At 70.5% G+C, this 16,368-nt stretch carries 10 protein-coding genes; 8 read left to right on the forward strand and 2 right to left on the reverse strand.

Annotated features, from left to right (window positions below; genetic code table 11):
• Positions 1-172 precede the first annotated feature (172 nt).
• The 8 genes from ACWD5F_RS09085 (at position 173) to ACWD5F_RS09120 (ending at position 14,343) form a co-directional block, all read left to right on the forward strand.
• Positions 173-1,678 (forward strand): VMAP-C domain-containing protein, encoded by a 1,506-nt coding sequence (locus ACWD5F_RS09085; RefSeq protein WP_451252563.1) that lies wholly within the window; start codon positions 173-175, stop codon positions 1,676-1,678.
• Positions 1,675-2,736, forward strand: a complete 1,062-nt coding sequence (locus tag ACWD5F_RS09090; protein WP_451252565.1) for an AAA family ATPase — start codon at positions 1,675-1,677, stop codon at positions 2,734-2,736. Before ACWD5F_RS09085 ends, ACWD5F_RS09090 begins: the two co-directional genes overlap by 4 nt.
• Positions 2,737-7,050 carry an FxSxx-COOH system tetratricopeptide repeat protein gene (gene fxsT, locus ACWD5F_RS09095; RefSeq protein WP_451252567.1) on the forward strand — a complete coding sequence of 1,438 codons (4,314 nt, stop codon included), beginning with the start codon at positions 2,737-2,739 and terminating at the stop codon, positions 7,048-7,050.
• A gap of 257 nt (positions 7,051-7,307) precedes the next feature.
• Positions 7,308-7,535, forward strand: a complete 228-nt coding sequence (locus tag ACWD5F_RS09100; protein WP_451252569.1) for a hypothetical protein — start codon at positions 7,308-7,310, stop codon at positions 7,533-7,535.
• Between the two features lie 83 nt (positions 7,536-7,618).
• Positions 7,619-9,340: an HEXXH motif domain-containing protein gene (locus tag ACWD5F_RS09105; protein WP_451252571.1), complete on the forward strand. Its 1,722-nt coding sequence runs from the start codon at positions 7,619-7,621 to the stop codon at positions 9,338-9,340.
• 100 nt (positions 9,341-9,440) lie between these two features.
• Positions 9,441-11,972, forward strand: coding sequence for an FxSxx-COOH system tetratricopeptide repeat protein (gene fxsT, locus ACWD5F_RS09110; protein ID WP_451252573.1), 2,532 nt, complete (start codon positions 9,441-9,443; stop codon positions 11,970-11,972).
• 41 nt (positions 11,973-12,013) lie between these two features.
• A complete protein-coding gene (locus ACWD5F_RS09115; protein ID WP_451252575.1) occupies positions 12,014-13,192 on the forward strand; it encodes an alpha/beta fold hydrolase in 1,179 nt (392 codons plus the stop codon).
• Positions 13,189-14,343, forward strand: a complete 1,155-nt coding sequence (locus ACWD5F_RS09120) for an effector-associated domain 2-containing protein (protein ID WP_451252577.1) — start codon at positions 13,189-13,191, stop codon at positions 14,341-14,343. Before ACWD5F_RS09115 ends, ACWD5F_RS09120 begins: the two co-directional genes overlap by 4 nt.
• 9 nt (positions 14,344-14,352) lie before the next feature.
• On the opposite strand, the gene ACWD5F_RS09125 is transcribed toward ACWD5F_RS09120, so the two are convergent.
• Complete coding sequence (locus ACWD5F_RS09125) at positions 14,353-15,252, reverse strand: hypothetical protein (RefSeq protein WP_451252579.1); 900 nt, start codon at positions 15,250-15,252, stop codon at positions 14,353-14,355.
• A complete protein-coding gene (locus ACWD5F_RS09130) occupies positions 15,249-16,352 on the reverse strand; it encodes an SPFH domain-containing protein (RefSeq protein ID WP_451252580.1) in 1,104 nt (367 codons plus the stop codon). Before ACWD5F_RS09130 ends, ACWD5F_RS09125 begins: the two co-directional genes overlap by 4 nt.
• Positions 16,353-16,368 lie beyond the last annotated feature (16 nt).

Genomic DNA, 16,368 nt, shown 5'->3' on the forward strand with positions numbered 1-16,368 from the left:
GCCCTGGGGGGCGCGTTCGGGTTCCGCTGTCCAGTTCACCTGGTTCATCCGGAGTTGCCGTGCTAACTTCGCTGATCAGTCAGGAGTGCCGGCTCATGGGGGAAGGTCGGTGGAAACGGCGGCAGGATTAGGCGAGTTCGGACGTGCGCCAGGCGGTGACCTGCTGTTCCGCTTGACGGAGGAGCTGTGCGGCCTCAGTTGTCTGGAGGACCAGCCCGGCCGGGTGTATTTCGCCGGACTGCTCTCCGAGCGGTTGAACCATCATGTCGACGTTCGCGGAACCAAACAGCGCGAAGACGCCATCGCGCTGGCGCGCGCGGCGTTGAGCGTCGCGGACGGCAGACGCGTGCTGGTGGAGGTGGTGCGCGTCTTCGAGGGCACCCCCGTCGCCACCCGGATCGAGCGGCTGTTGGCACCCATGGCGGCGTCCACGGTGTGGAGTCCGCTGCTGTCCGGTCCGCTCACCGAGGACGACATCGACTCCGCCCTCGCACTCCTGACCGCGGCAGAGCCGAAACTCCCTGAGGTCGGCGTACGTGACGGGCTGGCCGGCGAGCTGCATCTCGACCTGCCTCCGGCCCACTCGGTGATCGAACTCTTCGCCCATGTAGTGGAGTTGAACGTCCAGCCCGACGGACTCCCCCCGGCTGTCCTGCTGATGGACCACGCGGCCGAACTGTCCAGCACTCCGGGACGCAGGCTCGCTCTGTCCACCTGGGCTCGTCGTTGGGCGGAACGGGCCGGGTTGCTTGCGGAGTTGGAACGACGCAGGGCGGAGCGTGCCACAGCCGCGATCGACCCGACGATTCCGCGGAGCCTGGTGGTGGCCGTCGAACCCGCGCGCGACGGTTCGGGGGACATCGTGGTCCGTCCCTGGCTGAACACCGTGCCCGGCCGCTGGCAGCCACAGCCGGCGGAGCCCGAGACGACCAGTCTCGAAGGGCTCGGTGCAGCGGTGGAGCGCGCGTTGCGCCAGGTCGTCCGACTACTGCCCGCCCGGCACAAGCAGCCCCCCAGGGGTGCCGAACCACTGCCGCCGTACGTGGAGTTCGTGTTCCCCTACGATCTGCTCAACCACGATGTGGCCGGGCTGAAGTTCAGGACGGGTGACGGAAAGCCACTGCCCCTGGGCCTGAAGTACGGAGTGCACCTGCGCAGTCTGGAGCGGATGCGCACGGACGACGCGCTGGTCAGGTCACAGTGGCTGGAACGCTGGGACACCCTCCAGAACCACGGCGTCGTGGTCCACGGCTGGCGGGGGCGCGACGCGGTATTGCCGGCGGAGTGGCAGGCCACACTGGCGGCAGAACCGAGCCGCACCGCGGTGGTGCTGGACGCACCGGACGGCGGCGCGGCGACCGACGCGCTGAAGGCGGCCATCGCCGAGGGGATCGGGCTCGCGGTCTGGGACCGCAGAGGTGAGTTCCTGGAAGAGCGCCGCGAAGTGGTCACGGCGGTCTTCGCCGCCGCACCGGCGTCGGCACAGATTCCGGTCGCCATTCACCGGCTGCGCCGCGGGGCGGAACTGCATGCAGAAGGGCCCCTGCTGCTGGGCCGCCACATCGCTTTCTTCTGGGACGACCCGCATCGGCTCGTCGACATCCAGATCTCCGTGGACGACGGAACCGACGGCGACGGCACGCTCGAGGGCAGCCGTAGTGAGGAGACCCCGGTATGAGTGGGCGGACGCCTCGGAAACCACAGGAGTGGCGCGTGTTCCACGCCACGGGTGTCGTCCCGAGCGGTCCGCCGCCCCAGCTGCCCGAGCCGCCGCCCTGGCGCAGATTCCGTGGTGCTCCGTCCCGTCCCGCGCCACCGGACGACGAGGAAGCCTCGGTGCGCCGGCTGGGTCGCGCCGACGCCGTCCCGCAACTCGACGAGGACAGTATCGATGTCGTGAACGCGGCGCTGCTGCTGCGTCGCCCGCTGCTGATCACGGGCTCTCCGGGGGTGGGCAAGTCCACGCTGGCCTACCTGATATCCCGTGAACTCGGTCTGGGGCGTGTCCTGGAGTGGAACATCGTCAGCCGAACCACGTTGCGCGACGGGCTGTACGCCCACGACGCTCTCGGCCGCGCCCAGGCCATCGCCGCATGGCGGGCCGGCATGAGTCCGACCGGCTCGCCGAATACGGGGAACGGCACCGAGGACGGTCCACCGCCGCCCGCCCTGGGCGACTTCATCACGCTCGGAGCCCTGGGGACCGCACTGCTGCCGCACGACCGCCCACGCGTCCTGCTCGTCGACGAACTCGACAAGAGCGACATCGACCTGCCCAACGATCTGCTGCATGTTCTGGAGAACGGCAGTTACGAGGTTCCGGAACTGGTGCGCGACGCACGGGAGAGCGCGCAGGTGCACACCAGCGATCCTGGGCTGTACGCCGTGGTGCGCCAGGGACGGGTGGAGTGTCGTGAGTTCCCGGTCGTGGTGATCACCAGCAACGGGGAGCGCGAGTTCCCGGCCGCGTTCCGCAGGCGCTGTCTTCCGTTGGAGATGCGCACGCCCACCCGTGAGCAGCTGCTCGCCATAGTGGAGAGCCATTTGAGGGCGCGTCCGCCGGGTGTGGAAGACCTCGTCGACCAGTTCGTCGCACGGGTCGACGCAGGCGGCACGCACTCCCTGGATCAGTTGCTCAATGCCGTGCAGTTGACCACGGCGGGGAGCTTCCAGGCGGACACGGGCGGACGTAAGCTCATGGAAATGCTGCTGCGCGACCTCGCAAAGGGCCGCTGAATGGACGGATATCCCCGGGAGCGCGCACCTGGCCCGGACAACGACGGAACCGGTCCGGAGGCCTTTGTGCCGTCGCCGCCCGAGCGGCCACCGCCCGCCGCGGACGGATCGGACGCAGCTCCACGCTGGCAGGAACTCGCCGATGCCGTCTGGCTGAGCGCGCACTGGATCCGCACCGGACGCCCCGTCGCCTCCGTCACCGAACCGGTCACCAGCAGCGAGCCGCAGGAGAACTCGGCACCCTTGCTGCCCCCGCCTCCCTCCGATGCGCCACCGGAGGAGCCGGGTGACCTGGCCGGCACCGCTCGGCGACGCCTGCCGGCCCCTGATCCGGAGGGTCCCGACCAAGTACACCTGGGCCTTCCGGTCCTCCCTCGATCCCGGTCCCTCTCACCGGGGCGGGGTGCGCGTTCGGCCCGGCTGGCCCGTGCCCTCCACCTGCTCGCCCGCCAGGTGCCCTCCCGCGACGCGGTTGAACTGGACGAAGAGGTCACGGCGGAGCGCGGAGTCTCCGACGAGCTGTGGATGCCGTGGTTCCAGTCGGCCAGTGCCACCGCGTTCGACCTGGTCATCCTCATCGACGACGCGCCCACGATGCGTATTTGGGGCGAGGAGACGGCAGCCTTGTCCGCCGCCGCCGAACACAGCGGCGCCTTCCGGGCCGTACGCACCGTGAAGGTGGTCGTGCCGCGCACCGGTGAGCCGGCGTTGCGCTGGAACGCCGCGCGCACCACGGCGGATCCCGGGGAGGTTCTCAACGGCAGAGGGGACCGTCTGTTTCTCGTCGTGACGGACGGCCTGGCACACGGCTGGGCCGGGCCGGCGGCCGACCGCCTGCTCGACCGGCTGGGCAGGGCCGGACCGACGGCTGTCGTGCACCTGCTGCCGCCGCACATGCGGCATCGCTCCTCGCTCTACCCTCACGGCGCGGTGCTGGAAGCCGGCGGTTTCGGAGCGGCCAACACCTTTCTCGGCCTGGGACCGCCCAGAAGCGGACCCGACCCGATGCGGCCTTTGCCGGAGGCGGACGAGGGAGCGGTACCCGTTCCCGTGCTGTCCCTGAAGTCCGGATCCATCACTGCCTGGGCCGACTTGGTGACAGGGGAACGCGGCATGCGCCGCAGCCTGCCCGCGGTGGTGGCCGGAGCGCTCCGCAAGGGGGCTCCCGCTCCGGGGCTGCGCGCACCGCGCCGGGCGCGTGCCGCTGCCACGGCGGTGCGTCGGTTCTTCACCCTGGCGACGCCGGTGGCGCGCCGACTGGCGACACAACTGGCCGCCGCGCCCTTCGAGTTCGACCTCATCGAGCAACTGCGCAGGCGCACCATGCCGGACGCCGGTCCCCAGCACCTCGCCGAGATCCTGATGGGCGGTCTGATCGACTGGAGCGGTCTCGGCACGGAACACCCGGAGTTCGCCGAAGGGGTCAGGGAGGCTCTCCTGGCGACCACGACCCGCACCCAACTGGCCGGGATCGTCAGCATCCTGGGCGATCTGCCCGCGGCGGGGGAGCACGGTGTCGCGCTGCGGGCGGCACTGCGGGACCCGGCACGGGCCACCCTGCCGGACCCGAACGCCAGGGGGTGGCGCCGGTCCGAACTGGCCGTCATGCGCGCACTGGCCGGCCCGTACTCCGAGCGGGCCAGGCGCATCGAGACGGATACCGCGGCCGTCGGTGCCTCGGTGGTGCCGGGCGATTCGGCTGGTAACGCACCCTCCGGCGGGGCATCACTCGACCATGAGCACGGCGACCGTTCCAACCGGACTGGGGACTCATCGGAGGCGTTGCCGGGAATGAAGACGAAGTCGACCGGAGGACCCGCCCTCCTCGTGAACGTCCCGCTGCGGAACACCTCGTTCGTGGGACGCACGGCGCTGCTGCAGGCGGTGGAGGAACAGCTCGCGGCCCAGGACACCGCGGCGGTGCTCCCCCACGCCCTGCACGGGATGGGCGGCGTCGGCAAGTCCCAGCTGGCACTGGAATACATCTACCGGCACCAACAGGACTACAACGTCATCTGCTGGATCCCCGCCGAGCGAGAGAGCCTCATCCTGACCGCGCTCGCCGTCCTGGCCGCACGCCTGAGGATCGTCCCGGTGGGCCAGGAAGGCGGGGGACCTCCTCCCGCCAACACGGCCGTTCCCGCTGTCATCGAGGCGCTGCGCACGGGAGCGCCGCACGACAACTGGCTGCTGGTCTTCGACAATGCGGAGAACGTCGAAGCGGTGCGCTCGTACTTTCCCGCCAACGGACCCGGAAAGATCATCGTCACTTCGCGCAACCGTGAGTGGGAGCGGGTGGCCAGGCCGCTGCCGGTGAACGTGTTCGTGCGCGAGGAATCCGTCGAACTGCTCCAGAAACGCTCGCCGGACCTGGCCACGGAGGACGCCGCCCGGCTGGCCGCAGCCCTGGGCGATCTGCCGCTCGCCGTCGAACAGGCCGGGGCGTGGCATGCCGTCACCGGCATGCGTGTCGACGACTACCTCGAACTGCTGGAGCAGCGCAGTCCTGAGATCCTCGACCTCGATCCGGCACCGGACTATCCGGTCTCCGTCGCGGCGGCCTGGGACATCTCCCTGGAGCGGATCAGGGAGAACAGCCCGGGCGCCCGTCAGCTCATCGACATCTGCGCGTGCATGGCTCCCGAACCCGTGCCGTTGTCCGTGCTGCGTGGCAGCCGCGGGATCGACATCACGCCCGAGGTCGACCCCATCCTGCGCGAACCGTTCAAACTCGGCCGGGCGATCCGTGACCTGAGTCAGTTCTCTCTCGTGAAGCTGGATCTGCGCTCCGACACGCTCCAGATGCACAGGCTGCTGCAGAACGTGCTCATCGCGAAACTGGGCGCCGAGGAGCGCGAGCGCATGCAAGACGCAGCTCACCAGCTGCTGTCGGCGGCGAAACCGGGACACTACGCCTCGTCCCGTGAATGGCCCGCCTACCAGGCGCTGCTGCCGCACGTGCTCAGCTCGCAGGCGGTGCTCAGCAAGGACAAGTGGACGCGTGAACTGATCTACGACACCGTCATGTTCCTCTACTACTGGGGAGACTACGAGACCTCCGTCGAACTGGCCCGACAGGCCTACACCTCCTGGATCACGACGTCGAGGGAGGAGAACATCCACGCCATCAGGATCGCGAAGGTCTTCGCGTTCCTGTTACGTGTCGTCGGCGACATCGCGGAGTCCATCGGCCTCAACGAGCGCATCCTCGAGGTGTGCGGTCGGTCGGGCGTCGACCCGCAGGACCTTTTGGACGCGAAGACCCAGATGGCTGACGCGCGGCGCTATCAGGGCCAGTTCCGCGAGGCGAGCGAGTTGGACCGGCAGGCCACCGAGCAACTGCGCGCGCAGTTCGGGCCGGATGAGCCCTACACACTGACGGCCGCGCACAGTTGGGGCGTCTCGTTGCGCCTGTGCGGGCAGTTCCAGGAGGCACTCGCGCTGGACGGGGAGACCGCGCGGCTGCGCGAACTGCTCTTCGGCCCGGACAACAGCCTGACCCTCAACACCCTCAACGGCCTTGCCATCGACATGCGCGAGTGCGGTGACTTTCCGGGGGCCCGCGACTTCCTGGAGGACGTCTATCGCAGGTCACGGGACTCGCTGGGTGACGACAACCCCTTCACCCTGAGGGTCGCCCGGAATCTCGCGATCAGCAGACGCCGTGACGGGTCGATCGACGAGGCGGCCAAACTTTCCGAGGAGACGCTGCGTCACCTCGTCACCGGCTACGGGGAAGACAACGTCGAGACCTTGTGGACGGCGGTCGACGTCACCGTGGACCGCCGTCTCATGGGCGAACTCGAGAGGTCGCGGGAGCTCGGCGAGGACACGATGTGGCGCCTGGGGCGACGGCTGGGTGAGAGCCATGCGCACACCCTGATCGCCCGGGCCGGTCTTGCCGCCACCCTGCGTGCCCTCGGCGATTTCGACGCAGCCCAGGCACACGAGGACGATGTGGCCCGACGGCTCACCCGGACTTTGGGCACCCACCATGTGACGACCTTGACCGTGGCCCTTGGCCGGGCCAACACCGCTTACGCGCGCCTCGACTTCGGCCGGGCCCACGAGATCGACTCGTCGACTCTCCCGCTGCTCACCGAGGCCGTGGGCGCGGGGCATCCACTGACCCTGGCGTGCAGCGGAAACCTCGCCCTGGACCTCAGAGGCCTGGGACGGGGCGCGGAGGCGGACGAACTGCAGCGGATCGCGGTGGACGGGTTCACCGCCGCCGTCCGGGCGGACCACCCCTGGCTGCTGGCGGTCCGGCAACTGCGTCGCATCGAGTACGACATCGCGCCCATGCCGCTGTGACGGTCCCAACGGCGGCCCCCGTCCGCCCGTTTGGGCTCTGAAACGCCGAACCGGCCGGCGTTCCGACCCGTGCGACAAGGTGCCATCGGCCGCCGACGGCGCCTTCGGCGACAGGGCGAACCACACGTGTCCTACGCGCTCCGCACGAGTCCAGCAAGCCTTGGGGAGACGCGGGTCATCATGTGCAATGATCTGGCGGGGCTTCGCCGTGATGCACCGACACAGTAGACCGCCATGAGAACGAAGGGGGAGGCACGTTGCACCGGCCGCTGACCCATGTGCCCGACGTCCGAGTCACCGCCGGTGAAGGGGATTCCGGTGTCGGCGCCCCGGTCTGGGAGTCGGATCTCGCCGACCTCGCCCACGTGCCTCTCTCCGCCTTCGACACCCTGACGCCGCTCGGTCGCAGCGACCGCATCCTGGCGGAAGTCCTGCGTCCGCGCAGCAGTATGCGAGGCGGCGGCGAGCCGGGGAGAGCGGAGTAGCGGGGTGCGACCACCCCGCCCCCCACGCGAGGAGCGGACAGTTCCTCCCGCCTGATCGCCCGCACGACGGAGGTTCTCCGGCAATGACGACCGAGCAGCTCCAACCTCCGTTGCGCATGCCCGACCACCTCTTCGCCGAACTCGCCACCGGTGGCGGCTCGTCCAAGGCGCTCGCCTTCCTCGAACGTGGCGAACGGGTAAGGCGACTCGTTCTGCTGCGCACGCTGCAGGAGCACGTCGATTCCCTGCAGACGCCGCTGTCCCCGCACTCCGAGGCCTGGCGCGTCCTGCAGGCCGCGGCCGGCAAGGCTCCCGAAGCGGTCGAGCGGCTCATCCTGGCTCCCCAGGTGGGCAGTTGGCTGACCCACGTACTGCGGCGCGTGCACGGCACCTCGGAAGGCCCACCCCTGTGGGCGGAGGCCGGTCGACTGGCGGCGCTGGCCATCACGGCGGCTCTCCACGCCCGCATCGAGGCGGACCTCCTGGTCCCGCTCACCGACGGTGCCCTGCACCTTCCCGGCCTGGGAATGGCTCAACTCGCCACCGTGGAACCTGGGGTGACGGTCGGCAGGGCGCGGACACGCGACGGCGAACTGACCTTGACGCTCTCCGAAACCGCGGACTCGGCACCCTCCCGACCGGACGCCGTACTCACCTGCCGCCCCTCGACGGCTCCGGCTCGCGGGCAGACCGACGTGGCCGGCACCGGCACACGCTGGGTCCCGCTGCGCACGCTCGTCCACCGCGGACCATCGGGCGCCGTCGACATCCCGCTCGACGACCTGGACCCGTACCGCGATCTCGACGAGCCCATCGCGCCGGCCCGGCTGGACGCCGACGAGGCCGCCGTCTGGCAGACGTTGTTCGAAGAGGCCGCGGGACTTCTCACCGGAGCGGACGAGGAATCAGGACTGGGCCGGCTCGACCCTGCGGCGATCCGGGCCGTCGTCCCGTGGGGGCGAACGAGCACCACTCCGCCGCCACCCGCCGACGTGCGGGTCTCCGCCACCAGCGGTGACTCCTACGCCGCCATGGTGATCGCCCGCCCCTCCTCCTCACTCGCTCTCGCCGAGGCCTTCGTCCACGAGTTCCAGCACAGCAAACTGGCCGCGCTGCTCCACCTGTTCCCGCTCCTCGACGACGACCGCGAGGAGCGCTACTACGCTCCCTGGCGCGCCGACCCACGCCACCTCACGGGACTCCTGCACGGCGCCTACGCGTTCATCGGCGTCGCGGGCTTCTGGCGGGAACGTCTGGCCGACGCGGAGCATGCCGAGACGGCCGCGTACCACTTCGCGCTGCGTCGGCTGCAGGGCCGACTGGTCGTACGCACCCTGCTGGCGAGCGGCAGGCTCACGGCCCAGGGACGGGCGCTCGTCGCCGGGCTGGCCCGGACGCTCGACGGTTGGCTGCGTGAACCCGTGGACCGGTCCGCCCTCCACCGGGCCCGTACCGCGGCCGTGCTGCACCGCACCGAATGGCGCCTGCGGAACGTCGCACCGCACTCCGTCGCGGCGAACGATCCGGCCGGACTTCGCTTCCGTGCCGACCGAGGGTCCTGGCCCGACGTACGCACCTATGCGTTCGCCGACCGCCCGAGCACACCCTTCACCGCCGACGAGCACCTCGCCGCAGGCAACCCGGCCACCGCACTCGCCCGATACGCCGACGCGCTGGACGCCGATCCGGCCGAACCGCACGCTCTCGCGGGCTGGATCGTCGCCCGCGCGGCCCTCGCCCCGGGCCGGACGTCCCGGCACATGCTGGCCCGTCCCGAACTGTTCCGGCCCCAGCACAGAGCCTGACGGCTCCTGCCGCCCAACTTGTCTTCTGCCGAGTTGAGTTCGGCTCAACTCGGCCCTCTGGTAACCGTGACCGTTCAGCAAGAGTCCCGGAGGCTGAGTCATGCAGAGCATCACGCCAGCGACGCCGAACAGGCCCGCTCTCATGGTGAATGTTCCGCTGCGGAACACGTCGTTCGTCGGTCGGCAGGCGCAGCTGAGACTCTTGGCGGATCAGGTGGGAGCCCAGGACACCGCGACCGTGCTGCCGCACGCGTTGCACGGGCTGGGCGGTGTGGGGAAGTCTCAGCTCGCGCTGGAGTATGTGTACCGCCATCAGTTGGACTACGAGTTGATCTGCTGGATTCCGGCCGCGCGGGAGAGCATGATCCTTGCAGCGCTGGCCAATCTGGCCGTGCGTCTTCGACTCGTCCCCGCTGCGCAGTCCGGCGGTGACGCTCCCGCTGCCAACACGGCTGTGCCGGCGGTTCTGGAGGCGTTGCGCACGGGAGTGCCGTACGGCAACTGGCTGTTGGTCTTCGACAACGCCGAGAACATTGAGACAGTCCGCTCCTTCTTCCCGACCAACGGTCCGGGGAAGGTCATTGTCACGTCCTACAACTGGGACTGGAAGCGTGTGGCAACGCCGTTGCCGGTGGACGTTTTCGAGCGCGAGGAGTCGGTGGAACTGCTGCAGAAGCGTTCCCCGGATCTGTCCGTGGCGGATGCCGACCGGCTTGCCTCGGCCTTGGGTGACCTGCCGTTGGCCGTGGAGCAGGCGGGGGCGTGGCATGCGGTCACGGGGATGCTGGTCGACGACTACCTCGAACTGCTGAATAGGCGCAGTCCCGAAATCCTTCATCTCGGCCCGGCTCCCGACTATCCGCTCTCGGTCGCGGCGGCCTGGGACATCTCGCTGGAGCGGATCAAGCTGAACAACCCGGGAGCGCGTGAACTCCTGGACATCTGTGCCTGGATGGCTCCCGAACCGGTCCCGCTCGCGATTCTGCGCAAGAGCCGCGGGATCGACATCACGCCCCACGTCGATCCCATTCTGGGCGAGGCCATCAAACTCGCCCGGGCCATCGGCGACCTGACCCGGTTCTCCTTGGTGAAACTGGACCTTCGAACCGACACCGTGCAGATGCACCGTCTGCTGCAGAACGTGCTGCTTGCCAAGCAGGGATCCGAGGAACGTGAGCGGATGCGAAACGCGGCCCACCAGCTCCTGTCAGCGGCCAAACCCGGCCACTACGCCTCCTCCCAGGAGTGGCCCGACTACCAGGCACTCCTGCCCCATGTGCTGAGCTCCCAGGCGGTGACGAGCACGGACACGTTCGTCCGTGAACTGGTCTACGACACCGTGCTCTTCCTCTACTACTGGGGTGACCACGTAGGCGCCGCCGATCTCGCGCGGCAGGCCTACACCTCCTGGCTCGCCGCGTCCGGCGAGGAGAACATCCACGTCATCCGTATCTCGAAGATCCTGGCGTTCCTGCTGCGCGTCGTCGGTGAGGCCGGCGAGTCCATCGCGCTCAACGAGCGGGCGCTGGAGCTCTCACGCCGAGTGGAGGTCGACCAGGAGGACCTCATCGACTCCATGATCGAGCTGGCTGACGCGCGACGCTTCCAGGGCAGGTTCGCCGAGGCCCGGGACCTGGGACGGGAGGCCACCGAACGGGCCCGCTCCCAGCTGGGACCGGACGACGCGATCACCCTGCGGGCCGCCCACAGCTGGGGCGTCGACCTGCGACTGTGCGGCCAGTTCGCCGAGGCGTTGCCCATGGACCAGGAAACAGCGCGGTTGCGTGAGGAGGTATTTGGGCCTGCCAGTTCTCTCACCCTCAACTCTCTGAACGTCGTGGCGATCGACATGCGAGAGTGTGGGGACTATCCAGGTGCTCGCTCCTTTCAGGAAGACGTACATCGACGGGCACGTGCGGCACTCGGCGACGACAATCCCCTCACCCGGTGCATCGCCGGCGACCTGGCGGTGTGCCGACGCCGTGACGGCGCGATCAGCGATGCCGCAGCGCTCTCAGAGGAGACGCTGAGCAGCTTCGTGGCAGGCCTCGGCCGCAACCACCCGGCCTTCCTTTCGACGGCGATCAACGTCAGTGTCGACCGGCGTCTTACCGGCGACCTCTATGGCGCGCGCCGACTGGGCGAGCAGACCTTGGAGAGCTGCACCGAACGCTTTGGCCCCGACCACGCCTACACCCTCCTCATGGAGGCGAATCTGGCCGCCACCCTGCGAGCCCTCGGAGAACTCGCCACCGCGCAGGAACTCGAGGACGACGCCGCCACCAGGCTCGCGCAGGCGGTCGGCCCCCACCACCTGACGACACTGACGGTCTCTAGCGGCCAGGCGAACACAGCTCATCAACTGCTGGACTTCGACCGGGCCCGCGAGATCGAGGAGGCCAACCTCCTGTTGCTGACCGAGGTGGCGGGAGCAGAGCACCCCCTGACTCTGTCCTGTACCTCGAACCTGGCGCTCGATCTGAGGGGGTTGGGCCGCGGAGGAGAGGCGGACGAGCTGGAGCGGCGAGCGGTGGAGGGCTTCAGGCGAGTGGTCCGTGTCGACCACCCCTGGCTCCTCGCGGCCCGTCGCCGTCGACGCATCGAGTGCGACATGGCGCCCATGCCGCTGTAAGCCACTCACCAACCGCCGCGGAATATGCATTACTTGGAGTCGTGACGGCGGTTGTCTTCATCCATGGGACCGGGGTGCGCGAGCCGGGCTTCTCGACGCTCGCGGGACGCGTCGCGGCAGGGCTGACCGAGTTGCGGGACGGGCTGCGCTTCGTGCCGTACTACTGGGGAGGCGGGCACGGCGCCAAGCTCGTCGCGGGTGGCGCGAGTCTGCCGCCGGAGCCGGGTAGTACGGCCCGTGGTCTGGCCGACGCTCCTGGTGGGCCGGCCGCCGCCGAGGACACGGCCGCCACCTGGGCCATGCTCTATGCCGATCCGTACGCAGAACTCGCCCTCGCGGCCGCGGGCGCGAAGTCGTCCGGCGAGCGCCCGCCCGGCTTCGTACCACCGCAGCAGAAGCTCCAGTCGCAGTTGGCCGCGCTCGCCGCCCAAGGGGACGCGACCGCCGCGGAGTTGGGCCCGGGCCTGACCCGTGCCGCCACTGACCTGGCCGCCCATCCGCTGCTCGGCCGCGCCGCCGACGCCCTCGACCCGGCCGACCTGGCGGTCCTTGCCGCACGCAGCCTGGTCGCCCGCGTCATCGCCGACGCGCTCGACGCGGACGCGCCGCTCGTGCCGACCGGCGAGACACGGGACGCCGTCGCCAACCGGCTCGCCGAAGCCCTCGGCGTGCCGCCCCGAGGGACCGAACGGGGAGTGCGCTCTCTGGTGTTGCGGGCGGCAGGCTCTGCCGCTGCCCGTGCCGTCGAGCGGCGCCGGCGTGCCCTCACCGAGGCCGCGCACCCCGCCGCCGGCGACATCCTGCGCTACCTCAGCCGCGGTGACGCCGTCCGCGCCGACCTGCGCACGCTCGTCGCGGGCCTGGAACCGCCCGTCGTCCTGATCGGCCACAGCCTCGGGGGCATCATCGCCCTGGACACTCTGATCGTCACCCGGATCCCCCAGGTCCGACTCCTCGTGACGGCCGGTTCCCAGGCCCCCTTCCTGTACGAATCGGGCTCGCTGCCCTCCCTCGAGCATCCCGCCCCGCTCCCGCCGCACGTCCCCGCCTGGCTGAACCTGTACGACCCCCGTGACCTGCTCGGCTATCTGGGCGGAGAGCTGTTCAGGGGGCGTGTCACGGATGTCGCCGTCGACAGCAAGCAGCCGTTCCCGGCGGCCCACAGCGCGTACTGGACCAATCCGGCCGTCTACCGGCACATCGTGGAGCACCTGCCGTGACCGGCTCGGTCGTCACGACCCACGGATCCGCGGTCGTCCCGCCCGTCGATCCGGCCCGGGTACATGCCCTGATCGTCGGCATCGAGGCGTACGACGCCGGCGACGGCTGGAGTCTGCCGGGGCCCGCCCGGGATGCCGTCGCCCTGTACCGCCTGCTACGCGCGGCGGGCGTACCGGAGGCCCAACTCCGGCTGCACCTGGCCCCGTTGTCGGCGTACGTCCCTGACGTGCCGTTCGCGCCCGCCGACCAGGCCACCCTGCGCCGGGTTCTCGTGCGCGAGCTGTCGTCGGCGCCTGGCGACGTGCTGTGGGTGTGGTGGGGCGGGCACGGTGTCCTCGACCGGTCCGAACGGCTGAGGCTGTTCTGCGCGGATGCCACCACCGCCGACAAACTGGCCATCGATCTGGACTCCGCTCTCGCCCGGTACGCCGGCGACGCGGTGCCCGCTCTTGCCGAGCAGTTGTGGGTCGTGGACGCCTGCGAGACGTTCGAGGAGGAACTCGACTTCCGGGAGCAACTGCCGCCCGACGCCCTGCCGATGGGGCGGCGCACGCTCGTGCATCGGCAGACCGTGTTGCGTGCCGCGGGCCGTGGACGGGTCGCCGGCAACGACCCGGTGCGGGGCACCGGACTCTTCTCCGACGTCCTCCTGGATCTGCTCGTCGAGCGCGCCGCCGTCCTGCCCGCGCTGCCCGATCCGGAGGAACTGTTTCCCGCGGTGCAGACGCGCCTTGCGGCCCTCAGAGAATCGGGCCGAACCCTGCAGCATCCCGAGATCAGGCTGCAGAGCCTCGGACGCACCGAGATCCTGCCGCCGGCAGGCGATGACGTGGGGGAGCGGTCGGCGTCGCCGCTGCAGCGGGCCGTGGACGCCCTGCTCGCCTATCCGTTGGTGAACGATCCCACCGAGCGGCAGACGGTGATCGGTGCGATGGATCCAGCCGTCACCGGCACGCTGCCGCGTCACGCCAAGGCCCGTATCGACGTCGCGGCGATCCTCACCGGACTCACCCGGCACCACCCGGAGGCGTTGTGGGAGCTCTTCGACGCCGTGGTGTCTATCGACGACCACCCGGGCCGCAGCCGCGAACTCTCTCAGGCTCTGCGCGAGTTCGAGGCGGCGGCGCGACGCCCGCGCGGCCGCCGGTGACCCGTCCGCTCACCCCACCAACCGCAACCGCTCCCCACAAACCCCCACCCGCACCGTCTGCCCCCAGGTCAACTCCACCGCATCCCCCTCCATCCCGTCCCCGAACGCGATCAGCCGCTCCGACTCGACGGTGAGGGTGAGGTGGGACGTGGCCGAGAGGTGGCCGGCGACCTGGGAGGTGCCGGTGGCCGGGGAGGGCCAGGCCTCGCGGACGAACCACACCAGGTGGGGGTCGGTGGGGCGGGGGAGGGGCAGGTCGCTGCCCCGCTCCTGCCACACCGACCGGAGCCAGCCCGTCGACCCCGTGCCCGTGCCCACCAGCACCCCGGAAGAAGCCTGGGCCTCGACGACACCCCCGTCGCCCTCCAGGCCCAGGCGGTATCTGGCCGTCTGATGTCCGACGGCTCCGACGTAGATCTCGTTGAGCGCGACCAGCCGCTGGGTGTCGTCGGCGACGGCCTCGACCATGGTGAGTTCGTCCACGGCGGTGCCGGCCGCGTGGGCCGACGGGAGGAGCGCGGCGGCCGCCGACGGGCGGTGGCGGACCAGGACGCCCGGGTTGCGGCCGGGGTCCGTGTCGAAGCCCAACACCGGTTGTCCGGTGAGGTACTTGGCCACATTCGCCACCAGGCCGTCCTGGCCGACCACGACCACGACGTCCTCGGGGGCGAACAGGAACCGGTCCAAGTCCACCCGCTCCACCCGGGCCTGACGCCAGGTCAGCGGGATCGCCGAGGAGACCTCGGCCAGGGCCCGCCTGGTCGCTCGGTGGCGTTCGGCGATCTCCTCGATGTCCCGTCCCCGTGAGGCGAGGAAGAAGGCGGCCTGGCCGTGCGTGCCGTGATGGGCCACCAACTCCTCGTACTCCGTGGTGCGATGGACCAGGACGACCCGCGGTGCGAGACTCACGCCCGCTCTCCGGCACCGAGCCGCGCCAGCAGACCGGTCAGGACGTCCGGCGAGATCGTGACGCTGTCGATGTTCGGCAGGTTCTCCGCAAGACGCGTCCCGGTCAGCGCGTTCAGGGTCGCCACGTCCACGTCGCCGTGCACCCGCAGCCACGCCGCCTGGGCCTGCGCCCGTGCCTCGCCCACCTCGCGGGCGCCCTCGGCCTCCGCGCGGGCCAGCCGCACCGACCGGGCCGCCTCGGCGTCGGCCAGCTTCACCGTGCGCGTCGCCTCCGCCTCGGCGAGCTTGACCGAGCGCTCCGCCTCCGCCTCCGCGAGCTTCACCGACCGGGCCGCCTCCGCACTCGCCCGTACCGCGTCCGCCGCCGCGTGCTCCTCCGCCTCGCGGCGGGCGTTGGTGCCGCGCTGGTCGACCAACTGCTCCTCGCGGCGGGCGAGTTCGATCTGGCTGGCCAGTTCGTTCTCGGCGATGGTGCGCTCCCGCTCGACGGCCACCGCCCGCCGCTCGTAGGTGGCCCGGTCGGCCTCCTGCTGGATCTGCTCCCGGGCCGGCGTGCGCAGCGCCCGCTCCACCTCGGGCTCGGGGCGCAGCGCCACCACGCGCACCGCGACCACCTCGATACCGGTGGCGGGCAGGCGGGGTTCCGCCGCCAGTCCGGAGGCCACGCGCTCGCGCACCGACGCCACCCCGTCGACCAGCGCCGCCGACAGTGTCGTACGAGCCAGCACGTCGAGCGCGTGCTGCTGGGCCGTCTCCGTCATCAGCGTGCCCAGCTGCTCCAGCGGAGCGCCCCGCCACACCCCGGTGTCCGGGTCGATGGAGAAGTCGAGGCGGGCCGCGGCGAGCGCCGGGTCGCTGACCCGGTAGGTGACCGTCGCCTGCACCGCCACGTCCTGGAAGTCGGACGTACGGGCGTGGAAGGTCATCGCCAGCTCCCGGTCGTCGACCGGTACCTCGGAGAGCGCCGCGGTCAGCGCGCGGTACCAGAAGCTGAGCCCCGGCCCGTCGTGCAGCAGCTTTCCGTCCCGGTGGTGGCGGACGTGTGCCGTCGGCGCTCCGCGCAGATGGCGCCAGCCCAGGCGCCGGGTGATGTCGGCCATGTGTGTGCGACCCCCT

The organism is Streptomyces sp. NPDC002499 (genome assembly GCF_053595415.1).